At 36.4% G+C, this 17,441-nt stretch carries 15 protein-coding genes; 10 read left to right on the plus strand and 5 right to left on the minus strand.

The window, feature by feature from the left end; translation table 11 throughout:
• Positions 1-109 precede the first annotated feature (109 nt).
• The 7 genes from LC419_RS11895 (at position 110) to guaA (ending at position 8,219) form a co-directional block, all read left to right on the plus strand.
• Positions 110-838: a pirin family protein gene (locus LC419_RS11895; RefSeq protein ID WP_223607539.1), complete on the plus strand. Its 729-nt coding sequence runs from the start codon at positions 110-112 to the stop codon at positions 836-838.
• 38 nt (positions 839-876) lie between these two features.
• Positions 877-1,428: an NADPH-dependent FMN reductase gene (locus tag LC419_RS11900; RefSeq protein ID WP_223607540.1), complete on the plus strand. Its 552-nt coding sequence runs from the start codon at positions 877-879 to the stop codon at positions 1,426-1,428.
• Positions 1,429-1,737: 309 nt separating this feature from the next.
• Positions 1,738-2,730: a phosphoribosylformylglycinamidine cyclo-ligase gene (gene purM, locus LC419_RS11905; protein ID WP_223607541.1), complete on the plus strand. Its 993-nt coding sequence runs from the start codon at positions 1,738-1,740 to the stop codon at positions 2,728-2,730.
• Positions 2,731-2,812: 82 nt separating this feature from the next.
• Positions 2,813-3,379 carry a phosphoribosylglycinamide formyltransferase gene (gene purN, locus LC419_RS11910; RefSeq protein WP_223607542.1) on the plus strand — a complete coding sequence of 189 codons (567 nt, stop codon included), beginning with the start codon at positions 2,813-2,815 and terminating at the stop codon, positions 3,377-3,379.
• Positions 3,380-3,646: 267 nt separating this feature from the next.
• Positions 3,647-5,164 carry a bifunctional phosphoribosylaminoimidazolecarboxamide formyltransferase/IMP cyclohydrolase gene (gene purH / locus LC419_RS11915; protein WP_223607543.1) on the plus strand — a complete coding sequence of 506 codons (1,518 nt, stop codon included), beginning with the start codon at positions 3,647-3,649 and terminating at the stop codon, positions 5,162-5,164.
• 88 nt (positions 5,165-5,252) lie between these two features.
• Positions 5,253-6,491 (plus strand): phosphoribosylamine--glycine ligase, encoded by a 1,239-nt coding sequence (gene purD / locus LC419_RS11920; protein WP_223607544.1) that lies wholly within the window; start codon positions 5,253-5,255, stop codon positions 6,489-6,491.
• A gap of 198 nt (positions 6,492-6,689) precedes the next feature.
• On the plus strand, positions 6,690-8,219 hold the full coding sequence (gene guaA, locus LC419_RS11925; RefSeq protein ID WP_223607545.1) for a glutamine-hydrolyzing GMP synthase: 1,530 nt from the start codon (positions 6,690-6,692) through the stop codon (positions 8,217-8,219).
• 472 nt (positions 8,220-8,691) lie between these two features.
• Here guaA and LC419_RS11930 read toward each other — a convergent pair whose 3' ends face one another.
• Positions 8,692-10,179, minus strand: coding sequence for a hypothetical protein (locus LC419_RS11930; protein WP_223607546.1), 1,488 nt, complete (start codon positions 10,177-10,179; stop codon positions 8,692-8,694).
• 351 nt (positions 10,180-10,530) lie between these two features.
• Between LC419_RS11930 and LC419_RS11935 the strand changes: the two genes are divergently transcribed.
• The gene (locus LC419_RS11935) at positions 10,531-11,496 is read left to right on the plus strand and encodes a retropepsin-like domain-containing protein (protein WP_223607547.1); all 966 of its coding nucleotides are present in this window, start codon (positions 10,531-10,533) and stop codon (positions 11,494-11,496) included.
• Between the two features lie 35 nt (positions 11,497-11,531).
• Here LC419_RS11935 and LC419_RS11940 read toward each other — a convergent pair whose 3' ends face one another.
• Complete coding sequence (locus LC419_RS11940) at positions 11,532-11,939, minus strand: hypothetical protein (RefSeq protein ID WP_223607548.1); 408 nt, start codon at positions 11,937-11,939, stop codon at positions 11,532-11,534.
• Positions 11,940-12,415: 476 nt separating this feature from the next.
• Here LC419_RS11940 and LC419_RS11945 point away from each other — a divergent pair, with 476 nt between their 5' ends.
• Complete coding sequence (locus LC419_RS11945) at positions 12,416-13,924, plus strand: carbon-nitrogen hydrolase family protein (RefSeq protein ID WP_223607549.1); 1,509 nt, start codon at positions 12,416-12,418, stop codon at positions 13,922-13,924.
• Between the two features lie 147 nt (positions 13,925-14,071).
• Here the strand turns inward: LC419_RS11945 and LC419_RS11950 are convergent, their stop codons facing one another.
• The 3 genes from LC419_RS11950 to LC419_RS11960 form a co-directional block, all read right to left on the minus strand.
• Positions 14,072-15,748 carry an alpha/beta hydrolase-fold protein gene (locus LC419_RS11950; protein ID WP_223607550.1) on the minus strand — a complete coding sequence of 559 codons (1,677 nt, stop codon included), beginning with the start codon at positions 15,746-15,748 and terminating at the stop codon, positions 14,072-14,074.
• A gap of 73 nt (positions 15,749-15,821) precedes the next feature.
• The gene (locus LC419_RS11955) at positions 15,822-16,634 is read right to left on the minus strand and encodes an AraC family transcriptional regulator (RefSeq protein WP_223607551.1); all 813 of its coding nucleotides are present in this window, start codon (positions 16,632-16,634) and stop codon (positions 15,822-15,824) included.
• A gap of 123 nt (positions 16,635-16,757) precedes the next feature.
• Positions 16,758-16,922 (minus strand): hypothetical protein, encoded by a 165-nt coding sequence (locus LC419_RS11960; RefSeq protein WP_167375270.1) that lies wholly within the window; start codon positions 16,920-16,922, stop codon positions 16,758-16,760.
• Between the two features lie 200 nt (positions 16,923-17,122).
• Here LC419_RS11960 and LC419_RS11965 point away from each other — a divergent pair, with 200 nt between their 5' ends.
• Positions 17,123-17,329 (plus strand): cold-shock protein, encoded by a 207-nt coding sequence (locus tag LC419_RS11965; protein WP_034726756.1) that lies wholly within the window; start codon positions 17,123-17,125, stop codon positions 17,327-17,329.
• Positions 17,330-17,441: the final 112 nt, after the last annotated feature.

Consider the following 17,441-nt stretch of genomic DNA (forward strand, 5'->3'; position numbering starts at 1 on the left):
GAGTTTATCGAAAACAATCCAAATTAACCGATCAAAATCCTTTCTTAACCTACATCAACACTTTCAAACACCTCTATCTCCTACATTTGTACCATAAAATAATCACAGTATGAAAACAGTATATCATAAAGCAGATTCAAGAGGTCACGCAGATCACGGCTGGCTAAACAGCTACCACACCTTCAGTTTTGCCAACTATCAAAATAAGGACAGAACGAATTTTGGAGTGCTGAGAGTATTGAACGACGACACCGTTTCACAGGGAATGGGATTCGGAACGCACCCGCACAGAGATATGGAAATTATTTCAATTCCTTTGGAAGGTGATCTGGAACATAAAGATTCAATGGGTACTACTGCTGTTATCAAAAAAGGGGAGATCCAGGTATTGAGCGCAGGAACCGGAATAATGCACAGCGAATACAATAAGAATAAAGATGAAGCGGTGAAGTTTCTTCAGATCTGGGTTTTTCCGAAAGAATTAAACGTTGAACCGAGATATGATCAGAAAAGCATTAAGGAAGGCGAAAAGATCAATGGATTCCAGCAGATCTTATCTCCCAATAAAAATGATGACGGCGTTTGGATCCATCAGGATGCATGGTTTAATTTGGCTAATTTTAAAGCAGGAAACGGCAAAAATTATATGCTTAACAAAAAAGGAAACGGAGTCTATGCTTTTGTTTTAAAGGGAAGCGCTAAAGTTGGAGACAGAATCCTGAGCGAAAGAGACGGATTGGGAATCTGGGACACCCAGAGCTTTAATATCGAAGCTGTAGAAGATGCTGAGATCTTATTAATGGAAGTACCGATGGAACTGCCGGCTTATTTGAAATAGCAAATAGTAATCAAATACATTAAACAGATAAACAATAAATGAAAGTTTTAGCAATAGCAGGAAGCAATTCGGATGCTTCAATGAACAGACAGTTAGTAGCCTATGCATCATCTTTATTTGAGAATGCAGACGTAGAAGTAGTAGACCTGAATCCTTTTGAAATGCCGATTTATAAGCATGAAAGAGAATTGACAGGCGGTGTTCCTCAGGAAGCAAAGGATTTTGCAGCAAAAATTGACGGGGCAAATCTCCTTTTGGTTTCATTACCTGAGCACAACGGAACGTACTCTACAGCCTTTAAAAATGTATTCGACTGGGTATCGAGAATCAAAGACAGAACAGTATGGAATGAAGTACCGATGTTGTTGATGTCAACATCTCCCGGAGGACGAGGCGGAGCTGGAGTTTTAGAAGCTGCATCGAAGCGTTTTCCTTCCCACGGAGGAAATATTGTAGAAACTTTCTCACTTCCTTTCTTTAATGATAACTTTGATAAAGCTGAACAGAAGATTTCTAACGGCGAGAAAGACAGTGAATTAAAAGAGAAAATAAAGAAGATTGCAGCCATTGAAACCATCCTTGAAAAATAGAATTTGAATATTAATTTAAAATTACTATTTTTGCAAAAAGAAATAAGATGAAAATTCAGACCACTTTTAAAGAATGTTTCTCAGAGAAAGGGAAAACTGTGGGCTCTGAAATTCTGAGATAAAATAACGGCCGATAATCTACCAAGATTGTCGGCTTTTTTATTTTCTAAAATCTGAATAAAAAGTAATTATAGAAATAAAATGTACCAATATACCAATGTATCAATATACCAGTTTTTTGGTTTTCCAAACAAGATGATTGTTACATTGTTAAACTGATATATTGCTACATTAATAAAATTATTAAACATGAGCAACACTTACAAATCAGCAGGCGTAGACAAAGAAGAAGGGTACAAAACCGTTGACAAGATCAAAAAGGCAGTAGGCGAGACCCACAACTCAAATGTATTGAACCATTTGGGAAGTTTTGGAGCTTTCTATGAGATCGGGGGATATAAAAATCCTGTGCTGGTTTCTGGAACAGACGGTGTAGGAACGAAGCTTAAAGTAGCTTTGGATACCAAACAATACGATTCTATCGGTGTCGACTGTTTCGCAATGTGTGCCAATGATATTCTTTGCCACGGTGCAAAACCATTATTCTTCCTGGATTATCTGGCTTGTGGAAAGCTGGATTCCGAAATAGCTGCTGAGATCGTTCTTGGAATGGTAAAAGCATGTAAGGATAACAACTGTGCATTGATTGGTGGTGAAACTGCTGAAATGCCGGGAATGTATCAGCCGGGAGATTATGATGTTGCAGGATTCTGTGTAGGAATCGTTGAAAAAGATCAGATCATTGACGGTTCTACGATCAAGGCTGGAAATAAAATCATTGCCCTTCCAAGCTCAGGATTCCACTCCAACGGATTTTCACTGGTAAGAAAAGTATTCCCGAATTTTGAAGAAGAATTTGAAGGAAAACCATTATATGAAACTTTATTAGTACCTACAAGACTATATTATAAAGACATTCACAGAGTATTAGAAGAAGTAAAAGTTTCCGGTATTGCTCACATTACAGGAGGTGGTCTTTATGAAAATGTACCAAGAATTATTCCTGAAGGACTTTGTGCTTCCATCGATGCGGCCAAAATCAAAATTCCTAGCGTAATGCTTGAACTGGAGAAAAGAGGTGGTGTATCCCGTGAAGAAATGTACGGAACGTTCAATATGGGAGTAGGAATGATTATCGTTGCTGATGCTGACCACGCTGAAAAAGTATTACATCTTTTAGATGATGCTTACGAAATCGGAGAGATCACGGAGGGAAGCGAGAAGATTGATTTGACGATCTGATGATTTGATGATTCGACGATTTAGCCGATAGGCAAAATTATCATCATATTAACATATCATCACATCATCATATTATTATCACATGAAAAATTTAGTTATACTCGTTTCAGGCTCCGGCACCAATCTGCAGAGAATCATAGATACTATTGACAGCGGAGAAATCCAAAATGCAAAAGTATCTCTGGTAGTGGCAGACAGAGAATGTTACGGACTTGAAAGAGCAAAAAATCATCATATAGACCAGATTCTGATCCCAAGAGGAAAGAATTTCAGCAGTGAACTGGCGAATGTAATTCCAAAAGATACAGATCTTATTGTATTGGCAGGATTCCTATCCATTTTAAAACCTGAATTCTGTGAAAACTGGACCGGAAAGATTATTAATATACACCCGGCACTGCTTCCGAAATTCGGAGGAAAAGGAATGTGGGGAATGCATGTTCACCATGCGGTTATTGAAGCTAAAGAAAAAGAAAGCGGAGCTACTGTACATTATGTAACTCCGGGAATCGATGAAGGGGAAGCTATTCTTCAGAAATCATTTGAGGTGACCCCTGAAGATACTCCTGAAACGGTTGCAGAGAAAGTACATCATATTGAATATGAAATATTTCCAAAGGCGATCAATAAAGTTTTAGGAAATCAATAGATAATGTACCAATATAACAATGTACCAGTTTACCAATTAAATTCATTGTTACATTGTTAGACTGATACATTTTTAAGAAAAAATCTAAGTAAATAAAAGTAAGTCCGGGGGTGAAAGACCGGGCTACAGTTTGAAATAGCTGTAAAAAGTAAAAATTGAAAGTAAAAAGTCCCGAAGGGACGATTTAACCAAGCGTAGGATGAAAATCCTATGCGAAAAAAAATCAAACATAGGATGCAATCCTATGGGAAAAAATCAAAAGTAAAAATGAGTAAAAAGAGAGTTTTAATCAGTGTTTCTGACAAAAGCGGATTGATCGAATTCGCCCAGTTTTTGGAAGCCCAGAATTATGAGTTGATTTCTACAGGAGGAACGTTCAAACATTTGAAAGACGCTGGTTTAAGTCCGATTCAGATCGATGAGGTAACCAATTTTCCTGAAATGCTGGATGGAAGAGTAAAAACCCTTCACCCGAAAGTTCACGGAGGTCTTTTAGCAGTACGTTCCAATGAAGAGCACATGAAAACTGTTCAGGAGCACGGAATTGACCTGATCGACATGGTGATCGTAAACCTTTATCCTTTCTTTGAAAATGTAAACAAAGATATTTCTTTACATGAGAAAGTGGAGTTTATCGATATCGGAGGTCCTTCAATGCTTCGTTCAGCGGCTAAGAACTTCGATTCCGTTACCGTAATTACCGATGTGGAAGATTATGCAACAGTAAAACTAGAAATGGAACAGAACGGTGATACGTACATCGAAACACGTAAAAAGTTGGCAGGAAAAGTATTCAACCTTACTTCAGCTTATGACGGGGCTATTTCAAGAATGCTTTTAGATGAAGAATATCCTGCTTATCTTAATGCTTCTTACAAAAAAGCATCAGATTTAAGATATGGCGAAAACCCTCACCAAACTGCTGCTTACTACGTTTCTACGTTTGAGAACGGTGCGATGAAAGATTTCGAACAGCTTGGCGGTAAAGAACTTTCTTTCAACAACCTTCGTGATATGGACCTTTGCTGGAAAGTAGTGACTGAGTTCAAAGAAGAAATGGCCTGTTGTGCGGTGAAGCACTCTACACCTTGTGGAGTAGCCATCGGAACTTCTGCACTGGAAACCTATCAGAAAACTTTCGAATGTGACCCGATTTCTATTTTTGGCGGAATTGTTGCAATGAACTACAAGATCGATGCGGCAACAGCTGAAGAGCTGAACAAAACGTTCCTTGAGATCGTAATGGCTCCGGATTTTGATGAAGCAGCTCTTGAAGTTTTAAGAAAAAAGAAAAACCTTAGAATTATAAAAATCGTTAATCCTGTTTCTGATAAGCAAACGTGGGTGAAAATTGACGGAGGAATCCTGGTTCAGGATAATGACTCCCATTTCTCAGACGATATCAAAGTAGTAACTGATGTACAGCCTTCAGAAGAGCAGAAAAAGGCCCTTCTTTTCTCTCAGAGAGTAGTGAAGTATGTAAAATCAAACGCTATTGTTGTTTCCAATGGTATTCAGGCTTTCGGAATCGGTGGCGGACAGGTCAACAGAATCTGGGCTACGGAACAGGCCATTGAAAGAGCAAAAGAGAAATTCTCAGGAGATCTTGTTTTGGCTTCAGACGCATTTTTCCCTTTCCGTGACGTAGTAGATTTTTGTGCTAAAGAAGGAATTAAAGCTATCATCCAGCCGGGTGGAAGTGTAAAAGATCAGGACAGTATTGAAGCTGCCAATGAGCACGGTATTCCAATGATGTTTACCGGAGTTAGACACTTTTTACACTAATTAAAATAGAATTAAAAAATAATTTGAGATTGTTTTTATAGCATTCAAAATTATATATTTGTAAATTAGACTAGATAATAAATAAAGTATGAGAATATTAATCATAGGTGAAGGCGGTAGAGAATCTGCTTTAGCAGCAAAGCTTCAGAATGACCCAAGAATTTCTAAAATGTTTTTTGCTAACGGTAATGCTACCACCGATGTAATAGGAAAAAATGTTCATTTATCAGAGATTAAAGAACTGAGAGATTTCGCGATTAAAGAGAAGGTAGATCTTACTATCGTAGGCCCTGAGGCTCCTCTTGTAGCGGGGTTGAAGGATGAATTCAAAAAGCATGATCTTAAAGTTTTTGGTCCAAACCAAAAAGTAGCAAGTCTGGAAGGAAGTAAAGCTTTCTCTAAGAAATTTATGCAGACCTATGATATCAAAACAGCGAAGGCTGTCGTATTTGATTCATACAATGATGCTAAAGAATATGTTCAGACACAGCAGTATCCTTTAGTGGTTAAGGCTAGTGGATTGGCAGGTGGAAAAGGAGTTGTCATCTGTGACAATCTTGAAGAAGCTGAAGCTACCATCCACGACTTCATGATCAGAAGAATTTATGGAGATGCCGGAATCCGTCTGGTTATTGAAGAATATTTAGAAGGTTTTGAAGCTTCAATCATTGCATTCTCAAACGGTGAAAAGATTTTCCCATGTATCGCTGCAAAAGATTACAAAAAAGCTGGAAACGGTGACACAGGACCAAATACCGGTGGTATGGGATCTGTAGCGCCAAGCCCTGATTTCACTCAGGAGCACTACGCTGATTTTGAAAAAAATATCTTAGAAACTACCATTAACGGTCTAAAAGGAGAAGGATTCAGCTTTAAAGGAATCATTTTCTTCGGATTGATGGTCACTAAAAACGGAACTTATCTTCTTGAATATAACATGAGATTCGGAGATCCGGAAACTCAGGTGTTAATGGCACTTATGGAAAACAATCTTCTTGATGTGATCCAGGATTGTATGGATGGAAAAGATATCGAGCTTAAGTTTAAAGACGAAAAAGCAGTATGTCTTGTAATGTGCTCAGGAGGTTATCCAAGAAACATTGAAACAGGATACGAAATTGTAGGAGAAGACAAACTGAAACATTCTAAACTTCTTTATGCAGGTGCTGTAAGAAAAGGCGACAAAGTGGTTTCCAACGGCGGACGAGTTCTAAACGTGGTGGCTACCGGAGCAACTTACGACGATGCCCGCAAGAAAGTGTACGAAGATGCAGCCCACATTCATTTCGATTACGGATTCTACAGAGAAGACATCGGAAAGTTTTAAAATAAATCACGAAAAAAGATTTGGAACGTTTCCAAGTCTTTTTTTGTAGAAAAGTTGAAGAGCAGTAAGTGATACAAAGCCTATTGCTTATGCTTATAGCGTATAGCCTTTTGTAACTAGTTAAAAAAGCAAGAAGCCAATCGCCATAAGCCACAATCTTATCATTAATCAATCATCAATTATCATTTATAACATAAAATGAACAACGGTATTATCATATTAGATTTCGGATCACAGTACAACCAGCTTATCGGAAGAAGAATCCGTGAGATGGGTGTATATTCTGAAATCCTTCCTTTCAATACACCTTTACAGGATATTTTAGCAAAACAGCCAAAAGGAATCATCCTTTCCGGTGGACCAAGTTCTGTGAATGCAGAAAATGCTCACCTGGTAGAAAAAGAGCTTTATGAGCAAGGGATTCCTGTGTTGGGAATTTGTTACGGGATGCAGCTTACGGCTCACCTTTTAGGCGGAAAAGTAAACAAAGGAGAAAAAGGAGAGTACGGAAAAGCGCACCTGGATATCATCAAAGAAAATGCTTTGTTAAAAGGCGTTACTCAGAATTCTATTGTATGGATGAGTCACTTTGACGAAGTAGGAGAACTGCCTGCAGGTTTTGAATTAAACGCAAAATCAGGAGTTATTGCTTCTATTTCCAATGAAGACAGAAAGATCTACTGCGTACAGTTCCATCCGGAGGTTTCTCACACAGAAGAAGGCGGGAAGATGCTTGAAAACTTCGTTTTTGCCATCTGTAATGCTGAGAAAAACTGGAAACTGACGAACTATATCGAAAAAACAGTTGAAGAAATCCGTGAAAAAGTAGGAGACAGCAGAGTAATCCTGGGACTTTCAGGAGGAGTTGACTCTTCTGTAGCGGCGGTTTTAATTCACAAAGCGATCGGTGATCAGTTGACTTGTATTTTTGTTGATACAGGACTGTTGAGAAAGAATGAAGGCCAGAAAGTAATGGACAACTATGGAGAGCATTTCCATATGAACATTAAAATGGTTGATGCTAAAGAAAGATTCCTTTCAAAACTGGCAGGAGTAGACGATCCGGAACAAAAAAGAAAGATCATCGGAAACGAATTTATTCACGTTTTCGATGAAGAATCCCATAAAATTGAAGGCGCTAAATTCTTAGCTCAGGGAACCATTTATCCTGACGTTATCGAAAGCCAGTCTGTAAACGGACCATCTGCAGTGATCAAGTCTCACCACAACGTAGGAGGACTTCCTGAAGATATGGAATTCGAATTGTTAGAGCCGCTAAGAGAGCTTTTCAAGGATGAAGTAAGAAAAGTAGGTGAGGAGTTAGGTATTCCGCATCACTTGGTACACAGACACCCTTTCCCGGGTCCTGGATTAGGGATCAGAGTATTGGGCGCTGTAGACGCTGAAAAAGTTAAAATCCTTCAGGAAGCTGATGATATTTTCATTGAGGAATTATATAAAAATGACCTATATGAAAAAGTATCTCAAGCTTTCGTAGTGCTTCTTCCTGTGAAATCAGTAGGAGTAATGGGAGACGAAAGAACGTATGAATACACTGCTGTAGTTCGTTCTGCCAATACCATCGACTTTATGACGGCAACGTGGAGCAGACTTCCATACGAGTTTTTGGATACAGTATCCAGCAGAATCATCAACGAAGTAAGAGGAATCAACAGAGTAGCTTACGATATTTCAAGTAAACCGCCTGCAACGATTGAGTGGGAATAATCTTACTCTACTTCTTTAAAATAAAAAAATCCTGTTTATATCTTTATAAGCAGGATTTTTTGTTAGTATTAAATGATATTCCTATTTGTTGTGTCTATTATTAGCGATGTCACACTGAGCGAAGTCGAAGTGTGTTTGAGTATGTATTAAAGCCTTTGTTTTCAGTATATAAAGAAAAAATAAATTAAAAACTGTTTATCCTCAGAATTATTATACAGAAGCTGTTTAAACTTATAAAAAGTGTAGGATGTATATTAAAACTATCAAGAAGGATTTAAGAAATAAAGGGTAGCAAAGATGAATCATTCTGATTTTTAAGCTTAAAGTGAAACTTATCTTAATACGCCCAACATCTTGATACAATCTTACTATTTCAAAATATAAAGTTCAATAGTAATGAAACTCATTAATATTGAATTTGTTTAAACAAAGAAATTAATTATTCAATCCTTTTAATATTTCATTTGTCAGCTTACAGAGGTTTTTTAAAGTGCTGTATATTCATATTTGCTTTACCCCAATTATAATTTTGTCCTGAAGTAGAAAACATATTAAACCTAACATTACAAGGATTAGAAATTGTTGAAGGAAAGATTTCTAAATAACCGTTCAAAGAATAAGTTATAGTAAGATCAGAAGGGGCATTATTCGTAATAATTTCAGTATATGCACTTGATATTGTTGATACTTTTGCTGTATTTAAACCATCACTAGGAAAAGAATACTTTCTTGATCCTGCAGGCATCTCAACACCATCTTTTAAAAATCTTATTCCATAATATGCCAATCCATTATTAGCGCAAGAAAAAGAATTAGCTCCATTACCATTATCTGCCATTCCTATAGGAACAGAGTAGTTTATGACAAGCATGGCTGAAGAATTAGCAGGAATAGTGATGGTTTGACTCATTTGTATATTTACATCATTTATAAGAGTAGAGGGATTAGTATAAATTCCTGCAATATTTCTATCAAATACATTTGATGCTGTTATTGAATAAATATTATCTAATGCGAATTTTTCAGGAGACTGTAAAGAGCTCACTGGAACTTTTTTGGCTGTTCCATCATCTTGTAAAACCATTACTTTATCTGTAGAAAGCATATTGTTGTTGTCGGGTACATTTCTAAATCTGACATTTCCATTTACATCTAACTGTTGGGTGGGAGCTGATGTATTAATTCCCATCTTTCCAGTATTATCAATTACCGTTCTTTCCAGATAGTTTCCACCATTAGACCAGCCTATAAAAAACTTAGAATCAGAAAAGTTGGCACTTAATTGTCTTGTACCTATTCCCCATGTAGCGCCGCCGCCATTATATGAATTAAAGCCTAAAATACTGGTGTTTCCTGCCGCTACGGGTGAGGTATTGACCAATCTAAGGATAACACCTTCTGCAGTATTAGCAGGCGCTGCAATATCATGCCATCCATTGTTTAACGGGATAGCAGGATTATCTCCAGCAGAAATAATCATTTGCCCATTCATCATATTAAATTTTGATGCAGGTGCTCCTGTGTTAATCCCTACCCGACCAGTTGAGACTGAAGAATTTTGAAGGATTAGATTTCCTGAACCTTTTCCATTGATATTCAAAGTATTATTCGTAATTGAACCAATAGCCTGTATTCCATTATTTCCTATTCCTACTCCGGTTGTCTTATCATTTGACAATACAGATACAATACCATTATAAACATTTGTATTAAGGGCATCCGTAACTACAAGTTTCTGCCCGGGAGCTGAAGTATTTATACCCAAATTTCCATTATCTAGAACTGTAACCATTTCTGTGGTATTGGAATTATTAATTTCAAATGCTTTTGTAGTATTTGTATTTCCTTTGCTCACGACATCAAGAGCAGCGGAAGGCATAGGTGTATTAATACCCGTCTGGGCATTAATTGTTATAGAAGCCAAAAGAGCTCCTAGTGTTTGAAAATAATGTTTCATCATAATTGAATGTTTTTTTATTCGGGGGCAAATGTATAATGTTTATTTGATGAAATCAGCATTTTAGTATTAAAAGTTATTATCGGACATTTATTATTGATATAAAATCCTTATAAAAAAGCTAAAATATTAGAATTCAGAATACTGAACATTATCTATTTTTAATTACATTGCAAATAAATATTTTGTTTTCGTAATGAGTATTTCTGATAAAGAAAACCTATGCACATGAAAATTAACTTGATTTACCTCTGAAATTTTATGAAGAAATGCCATTGAAAATTTGTTTGAGAATAATTTATTCTCAAAAGCTGTTTAAATTTACATTTATTAACCAAACTCATATTCCGGAAAATGAAAATAAAACTTCTGCTTATAATAATAGGCCTTAGCTGGGTTTTGACTGGCTGTACAGCTGCTAATAAAAATATTTCTTCTGCCGACAGTTATCCATGGTTTCCTTTTTCATGGTACGCCGCGAAAATTTCAGGAAAGAACTTTGATAAAGTAGCCATGCTGGTTCCGGTGAAAGTGAATGATTTAAATGCAGATTTTACCCTTCAGTTCGACCTTGGAAGCGATGCAACCCTCATCTACGGAAATACAATAGACAGCTATTATAAAGAAAGTGAAATAAAGAACTTCCTCATAGAAAGCTCAAAATCTACGGATAACGGAGGGAAAAATGTGTACAAGACGAAAGGACTGATCTATCACTTAGGAAAACTGTCAAAAGATAATCTGGTCTATAAAGAAGGTTACGGAGATAAAATCGCCAAAGATTCCTTATTTACCAAGAAACCCAAACATATTGGAACTTTGGGAGCAGATGTGTTTAACAATAAAATCCTGATCATCGATTATCCTAACAAAAGAATGTGTGTCCTTGATTCATTGGACAGCTATTGGAAAAAAGTGACCACGTTTGTAGATGCCAAATCCAATAATGGCAGACTCCATATTCCACTGACTATTGCAGGCAAAACCCATTGGTTCCTGTTCGATACCGGAGCCAGCTTATTTCCGATCAATACGAACAAAGAACTGTGGACTTCATTGGTAGATCAAACCGCCAAAACAGATACGATTATTGCCAACTCATGGGGTGAGAAAGTAAAATTTTATGGGAGACCGATCAAAGAAAAAGTATATTTGGGAAAAAGAAAACTGGAAAATGATTATGCCTGGTATAATGATAACAAAAGACTTCAGGAATTCAATACCACCGAGAATATAGACGGTCTTACCGGAAATGCATTTTTTGTCAATAATGTTATTGTCCTGGATTTTAAAAATAAAAAATTCGGAGTCGTGAACTAATCAAGACTTGTATACAATAAAATAATCCTGCCTGTTTATAGGGGGGATTTTAATTTTTTCAATACATACTCTAAGTAATTGAACCCTCCAATTTCTTCCCATTCTTTCTCTTCCTCAAATTTTTCAATGGCATCAATGAAATTCTTTCTATCCTTCCACTTTGAAAGATTTCGGATATCAATATTCATGAAGTTGAAAGAGTAGAGTGTATCCTTTTCATCAGATGTTAATAGATTTGTAAATAGATAGTTTTCAGGAAGATCTATTATATTCCCACCAATATCGCAGAATCTGTTTTTGGGTCTTGTTTTAAATATCATTGTCTCCAGAAAAGCTGAAACTTTACTACCCAAAGGATGTTTTGCCAGGCAGGAATGATGTACACCAGCATCGTTGAAGAGATACAATGAATCTTTCACATTGGGTATAAAAGCTGGAAACATAACGCTATTCTGATGATTATACAAAATGGTATGACAGATCGGACATTCGGATTGATTTTGTATGATAATAGCCATTATTTTATCATTCTATGGTTTTTTATTGGGGGCTTATTTTTGAGTTTAAAATTGTTTTAGAGAAAATAGGATAAAGACAATACTTATTGAGATTAATAAAAAATATATTCCTTTAAATATCTTGTTCTCACCAACAATAAAATAGCCTATCAATATGGATAATCCTGAAAAAAAATAAAGAAAATTTTTCCCATCACGGCTATTGAGATTTGAACTGAATAATAAATTTAAATTATGAGAAACGTTACTTGCTGAGGCTGAATTAAAAAAAAATAGTACAAAAATTATTAGAACTGATATAGAATGAACCAGACGATATATTTTCATTTTTATGGATGTGTTTTTGGCAAGAAGTTTCTCTGCTGATTATTTTTCCTTAAATTTAAGTAAAATTACGTCAAATGCAAATAGAAACAAGAGCCCTGAGTCTTCAGGATTATGATGAACTGGTAATAACAATGAAACGCGCTTACCCGCAGATGTCCGAATCTATTTGGTCTAAAAGAAGCATAGAAAAACTCACCAGAATATTTCCTAAAGGTCAGATCTGCATCACAGTAGACGGAAAACTGGCCGCCGTGGCACTCTCCATTATTGTGAATTATGACGAATTCGGAGATGATCATACCTATGTGGATATAACCGGAAATTATACGTTCAATACCCATCTTTCAACAGGAAATGTATTGTATGGAATTGAGGTTTTTGTAGATCCTGAATTTCGTGAGCTGCGTTTGGGAAGAAGGCTGTATGATGCCCGAAAGGAATTATGTGAATTGCTTAATCTGAAATCCATCATTCTGGGCGGAAGAATCCCGAACTACCATAAATACAGCGAAGAGCTTTCCCCAAGAGAGTACATCAGAAGAGTCAGAGACAAAGAAATTTACGATCCCGTGCTGTCTTTCCAGCTTTCAAATAATTTCCTTCCCATAAAAATCCTGAAGAAATACCTTCCCGAAGATGAATCCTCACTGGAAAATGCCGTTTTGCTGCAGTGGAACAACATCTATTACAGCAAAAAGCCCAATACAATGCAGGACAGCATCATCCGTTTGGGACTGGTGCAGTGGCAGATGAGGCATTTTAAAAACATCGATGCTTTTTATGAGCAGGTTGAATTTTTTGTCAATGTAATGGGTGATTACAAATCAGACTTTGTCTTGTTCCCGGAACTATTTAATACGCCGCTGCTGGCTCCTTTCAACAAGCTTTCAGAAAGAGACAGTATGATCGAATTGGCTAAATTAAGTGAGGATATTAAGAATAAAATTTCCGAACTGGCCATCAGTTACAATGTCAATATTATTTCAGGAAGCATGCCTGTTTTTGATCCTGATAACAATGATTTGTACAATGTGAGCTACCTGTTGCACCGTGACGGACGAATTGATGAATACCGGAAGATCCACATCACGCCGAATGAAAGAAAATACTACGGAATGAAAGGCGGAAACGAGATTAGAGTGTTCGATACCGATTGCGGAAAAATAGGTCTTGTGATCTGTTACGACGTAGAATTTCCCGAACTGCCAAGGATTCTCGCGGATCAGGGCATGAAAATCCTCTTTGTACCTTACCTTACGGATACTCAAAATGCTTATATCAGGGTGCGTCATTGTGCCGCTGCGAGAGCTATCGAAAATGAATGTTATGTTGCCATTGCCGGCTGTGTAGGAAACCTTCCGGGTGTTAACAATATGGACATCCAGTTTGGGCAGGCTGCCGTATTTACGCCTTCAGATTTTGCCTTTCCATCCAATGCGGTGAAAGGAGAAGCTACCCCGAACACGGAAATGACCCTTATTGTGGACGTAGACCTTAATCTGCTGAAAGATCTTCATCATAACGGCTCGGTTCAGGTGATGAATGACCGTAGAAAAGACCTTTATGAAACCTATCTTAAGTAGGACCTGAGACAACCTGTTATTAGCGATTTCACACTGAGCGAAGTCGAAGTGTATAATTGATATTCAATATTGAATGACTTCTAAATAAATGAAATTCTAATAAAAAAATATCCTGTCATGTGGCAGGATATTTTAAATTTCAGAACCTTACAGCTTAAAATGCAGAGAAGAAATCCAGATCTGGTCCCGGTCTCTGTTGTTTTCAAAATTCCTGAGCATCAGTTTCCGGTCGTACTCTATTTTTCCATTGAAATACAGCTTTCCATTGATAAAGATCTTCAATTTTTTATCAGGATTAATCATTTCCGGAGAAATATTAATTGAAAACGATTGGATACATGATGTCTCTATCTTAAAAGTATTATCGGCATAGACAGCCTTTATCTTCCCTGATTTTCTTGGAAAATCAAAAGCATTTCTATTGACATTTTCAGTGATCAGACTGTCTTTTTTATCATATTTTAGCCATTTTGTGATTTTAAAATTCAAAGTTTTGTGCCACTTTGCTTTGGATTGAAGTGTATCAAGTTTTATATCAGAAATCCAATCGATATTTCCATACTTTTCATCATCATATTCCCAGGAAATTTCTTTCGGAAACGGATTCCTTTTGCGGCTTTTTAAATCATTAAAGACAGTCTGGACTGCCGGCTCCGATTCGTCAAACTTAGGAAACCAATGCGGAAATCCTTTGTAACGCTGTTCCTTATAATCGGCCTTAATTTCTTTCATCAGTTGGGTGAAATCATCATTGGCATTCGGGGGATAATAATAATCCTGATCTGTAGAAAAGTTAACGAAAGAACGGTTTTTAATGTTTTCAATAAACGTTCCGCCTGTAAAAACTTTAGGAAATGTATTAAAGCCATAGAAGCCCGCAAATAAGGTAGGCTGCTTCATAAGATACGAAAACGAACCGGTGGCTCCGTTGGAATGCCCGGAAACAAAAACTTTATTATCATCCACATTGATAGCCTTTTTGATCTGTTTCAGCATTTCAGGAATCATGAAAAACCCGTCATCGGGAGTCATCCAGTTGTATTTCTTACCACCTTTTGGGAAAACCAGAATGACATGATTCAGAGCTGCATATTTCGTGTAAAACCTGTTCCATCCACCAAGATTTTCCGCAGGCATCTGATAATCGGTAAGAACATTGTTGCGTACGGCACCATGAAGAAAAAAAAGAACCGGATATTTATTGCCAGGATCATAGTCTTTGGGAAGATGAACGAGATAAGAGGTGTTCGTGGAATCATTTACTTTAAATAAAACGGAATAATTCTGTTGCTTTTTCGGTAAATGAGCAGAAGAATTCTTTATTTGGGAATAGAGCTTAGCAGCATTTTCCCTTTCGTCAAAAGAATAATGCTTTGTTTTGAAAAATTCATCCTGAACTTCCTTTAAATCTTTATAAAATAATTCTTTATCCTGTAGTGCACTTTGGACAAGTGTTTTCCATCTGGGATCATCAAGTAAATTTTTATATTCACTTTTGGAAGATTCGCCGATTATATAATCCCAGCCGGGATAGCCGTCTTCATCAGCTTTCATTTTTGCAAGAGGGGTAAGATATTTAAAAGCTTTATCTGTATTTTTTAATTCTGAAGCCAGAACCGAAGCTTTATAAAGTCCTGTTCCGTTAATACTGTCAGGATACATTTTAAAAGCCTCTTCATACAGGGTCAGTGCTTTTTGGTAGCCTGCCTCATCTTTGGCTTTCCACATCGTTTCCAATGCCTTTTGTGTCAAAGTTGAATAATTTTCCTGCCCATTGACAAAAAGGCACACCAGAAATAAACTCAATGTTATATAATATCTCATACCATCTAAAATTCGATGAGACAAAGCTATTCATCACAGATTGGAAAAAATTGTAAAAATGGAACATTTCGGATTATGGCTGCAGACACCAGAACGTATCCTGATTTCCGAGGATTGTTCCCTTATCAAAAAAGCTTTTGGGAGAATTTTCAGTAAAATTTTTATAGGCTTTGTTAAAATGAGACTGGTCATTGTAATTGAATTCATGCGCCAGTTCCGTGAAATTTCTGTCCGGATTTTCAAACAGTTTCCTGTTGACGGTTTTTCTGAAAAGCACAATTTCATGGAATTTTTTTACCGAAACCCCTAAATGAGCTTGGAAATTCCTGTTCAGGTGCTGTCTGCTTATGCCTAATTTGGAGGAAAGTTCTGCAACCGTAAAATCGTCACACTGACTGAAAATATAATCAATAGATCGCTCAAGAATAGCATTTTCAAAACTTTTAAATCTTTTTTCTAGACAACCATCCAAAAGATTGGTGAAGACTTCCGGATCCTCCGTTGAAAAAAGTGCATTCAGCTCTTGTTGACTGAAGAATTCAAAATCTGTGATATAATCTGCAAAATTCAGATGTCTGTAAAACTGCTGTATTCCCAAAGGTTGAAAAACGATAACGATTCTGTGTACTTTCCCTGATTGTATAATATGGAGGACTTTTTCTCTGATGGGAGTGAAGATCTGGAATGGTTTTGCAGTTTCATCGAAGATGACATATCCTTTTTCTTTTTGGATATGGGATTGATAAAGAGAAACCGTATTGTTGAAATGAGGAAAACACTGAAATTCAGTGATCACATTATCTGGTTTTATATCCAGATAGTAATAATCAACATAGGATTTGATCAATGAATTTTTAGGTTTGAAAGTTTCAAATGTATTGTTCATTTTCTATGATTTGTAATTTTTCTCATTTCAGACTCAATATATACAATTTAAAGATCTTTCCTGTGTAAAAATAAAAAAAGAGCAGATGGATTTCTGCTCTCTATTGAATATTTGTTCAAAGTTTTATGCCAGCTGAGGACATACCACAGCAGGGCAGATCAGTCTTGGGCATCTTGGTCTTCCGTCATCCGGGCAGCACTTGTTTGAGCAGTTGCCGATAACGATACCGCTTCCTGAAATTCCTTTTAATTGTTCTCTTGAAAGTTTGCTGTTACGTAAATTTTTCATTTTTTTAAATTTTATGGGTTAGTTGGTAATTTGTTAAGGATAAAGATAAAAAAATCCCTTTTAATAACAATGCAAACATTTTTTTTCATTTTTATTTATTTTATTTTGTGGACTTTACGAAAAAAAATCAAAGAAGAATGGTATTTTTTTTTCAGGATATTCATGAAATTACTATCTTCACTGATCAATTTAAATATAATATAATGACAGGAACAGTAAAATGGTTTAACGAAACAAAAGGTTTTGGTTTTATTACACCAGACGGAGGCGGAAACGATATTTTTTGCCATCATTCAGCCATTCAGTCTTCAGGCCTTAGAACTTTGAAAGAAGGACAGGCAGTAGAATTTGATATTAAAGAAGGTAAAAAAGGACCTGAAGCAGACAATGTTAAAGTAGTAGGATAACAACTTATTAAGATATTGTTTAAAATAAAGCTGCCCATTTCAGGTGGCTTTTTTTGTGGTTTTTAAAGTTGTAAAAAAGCATCAGGACTCATTTTTTAACCATTAAGATCAG

The organism is Chryseobacterium sp. OSA05B, from assembly GCF_019970065.1.
Lineage (GTDB): Bacteria > Bacteroidota > Bacteroidia > Flavobacteriales > Weeksellaceae > Chryseobacterium.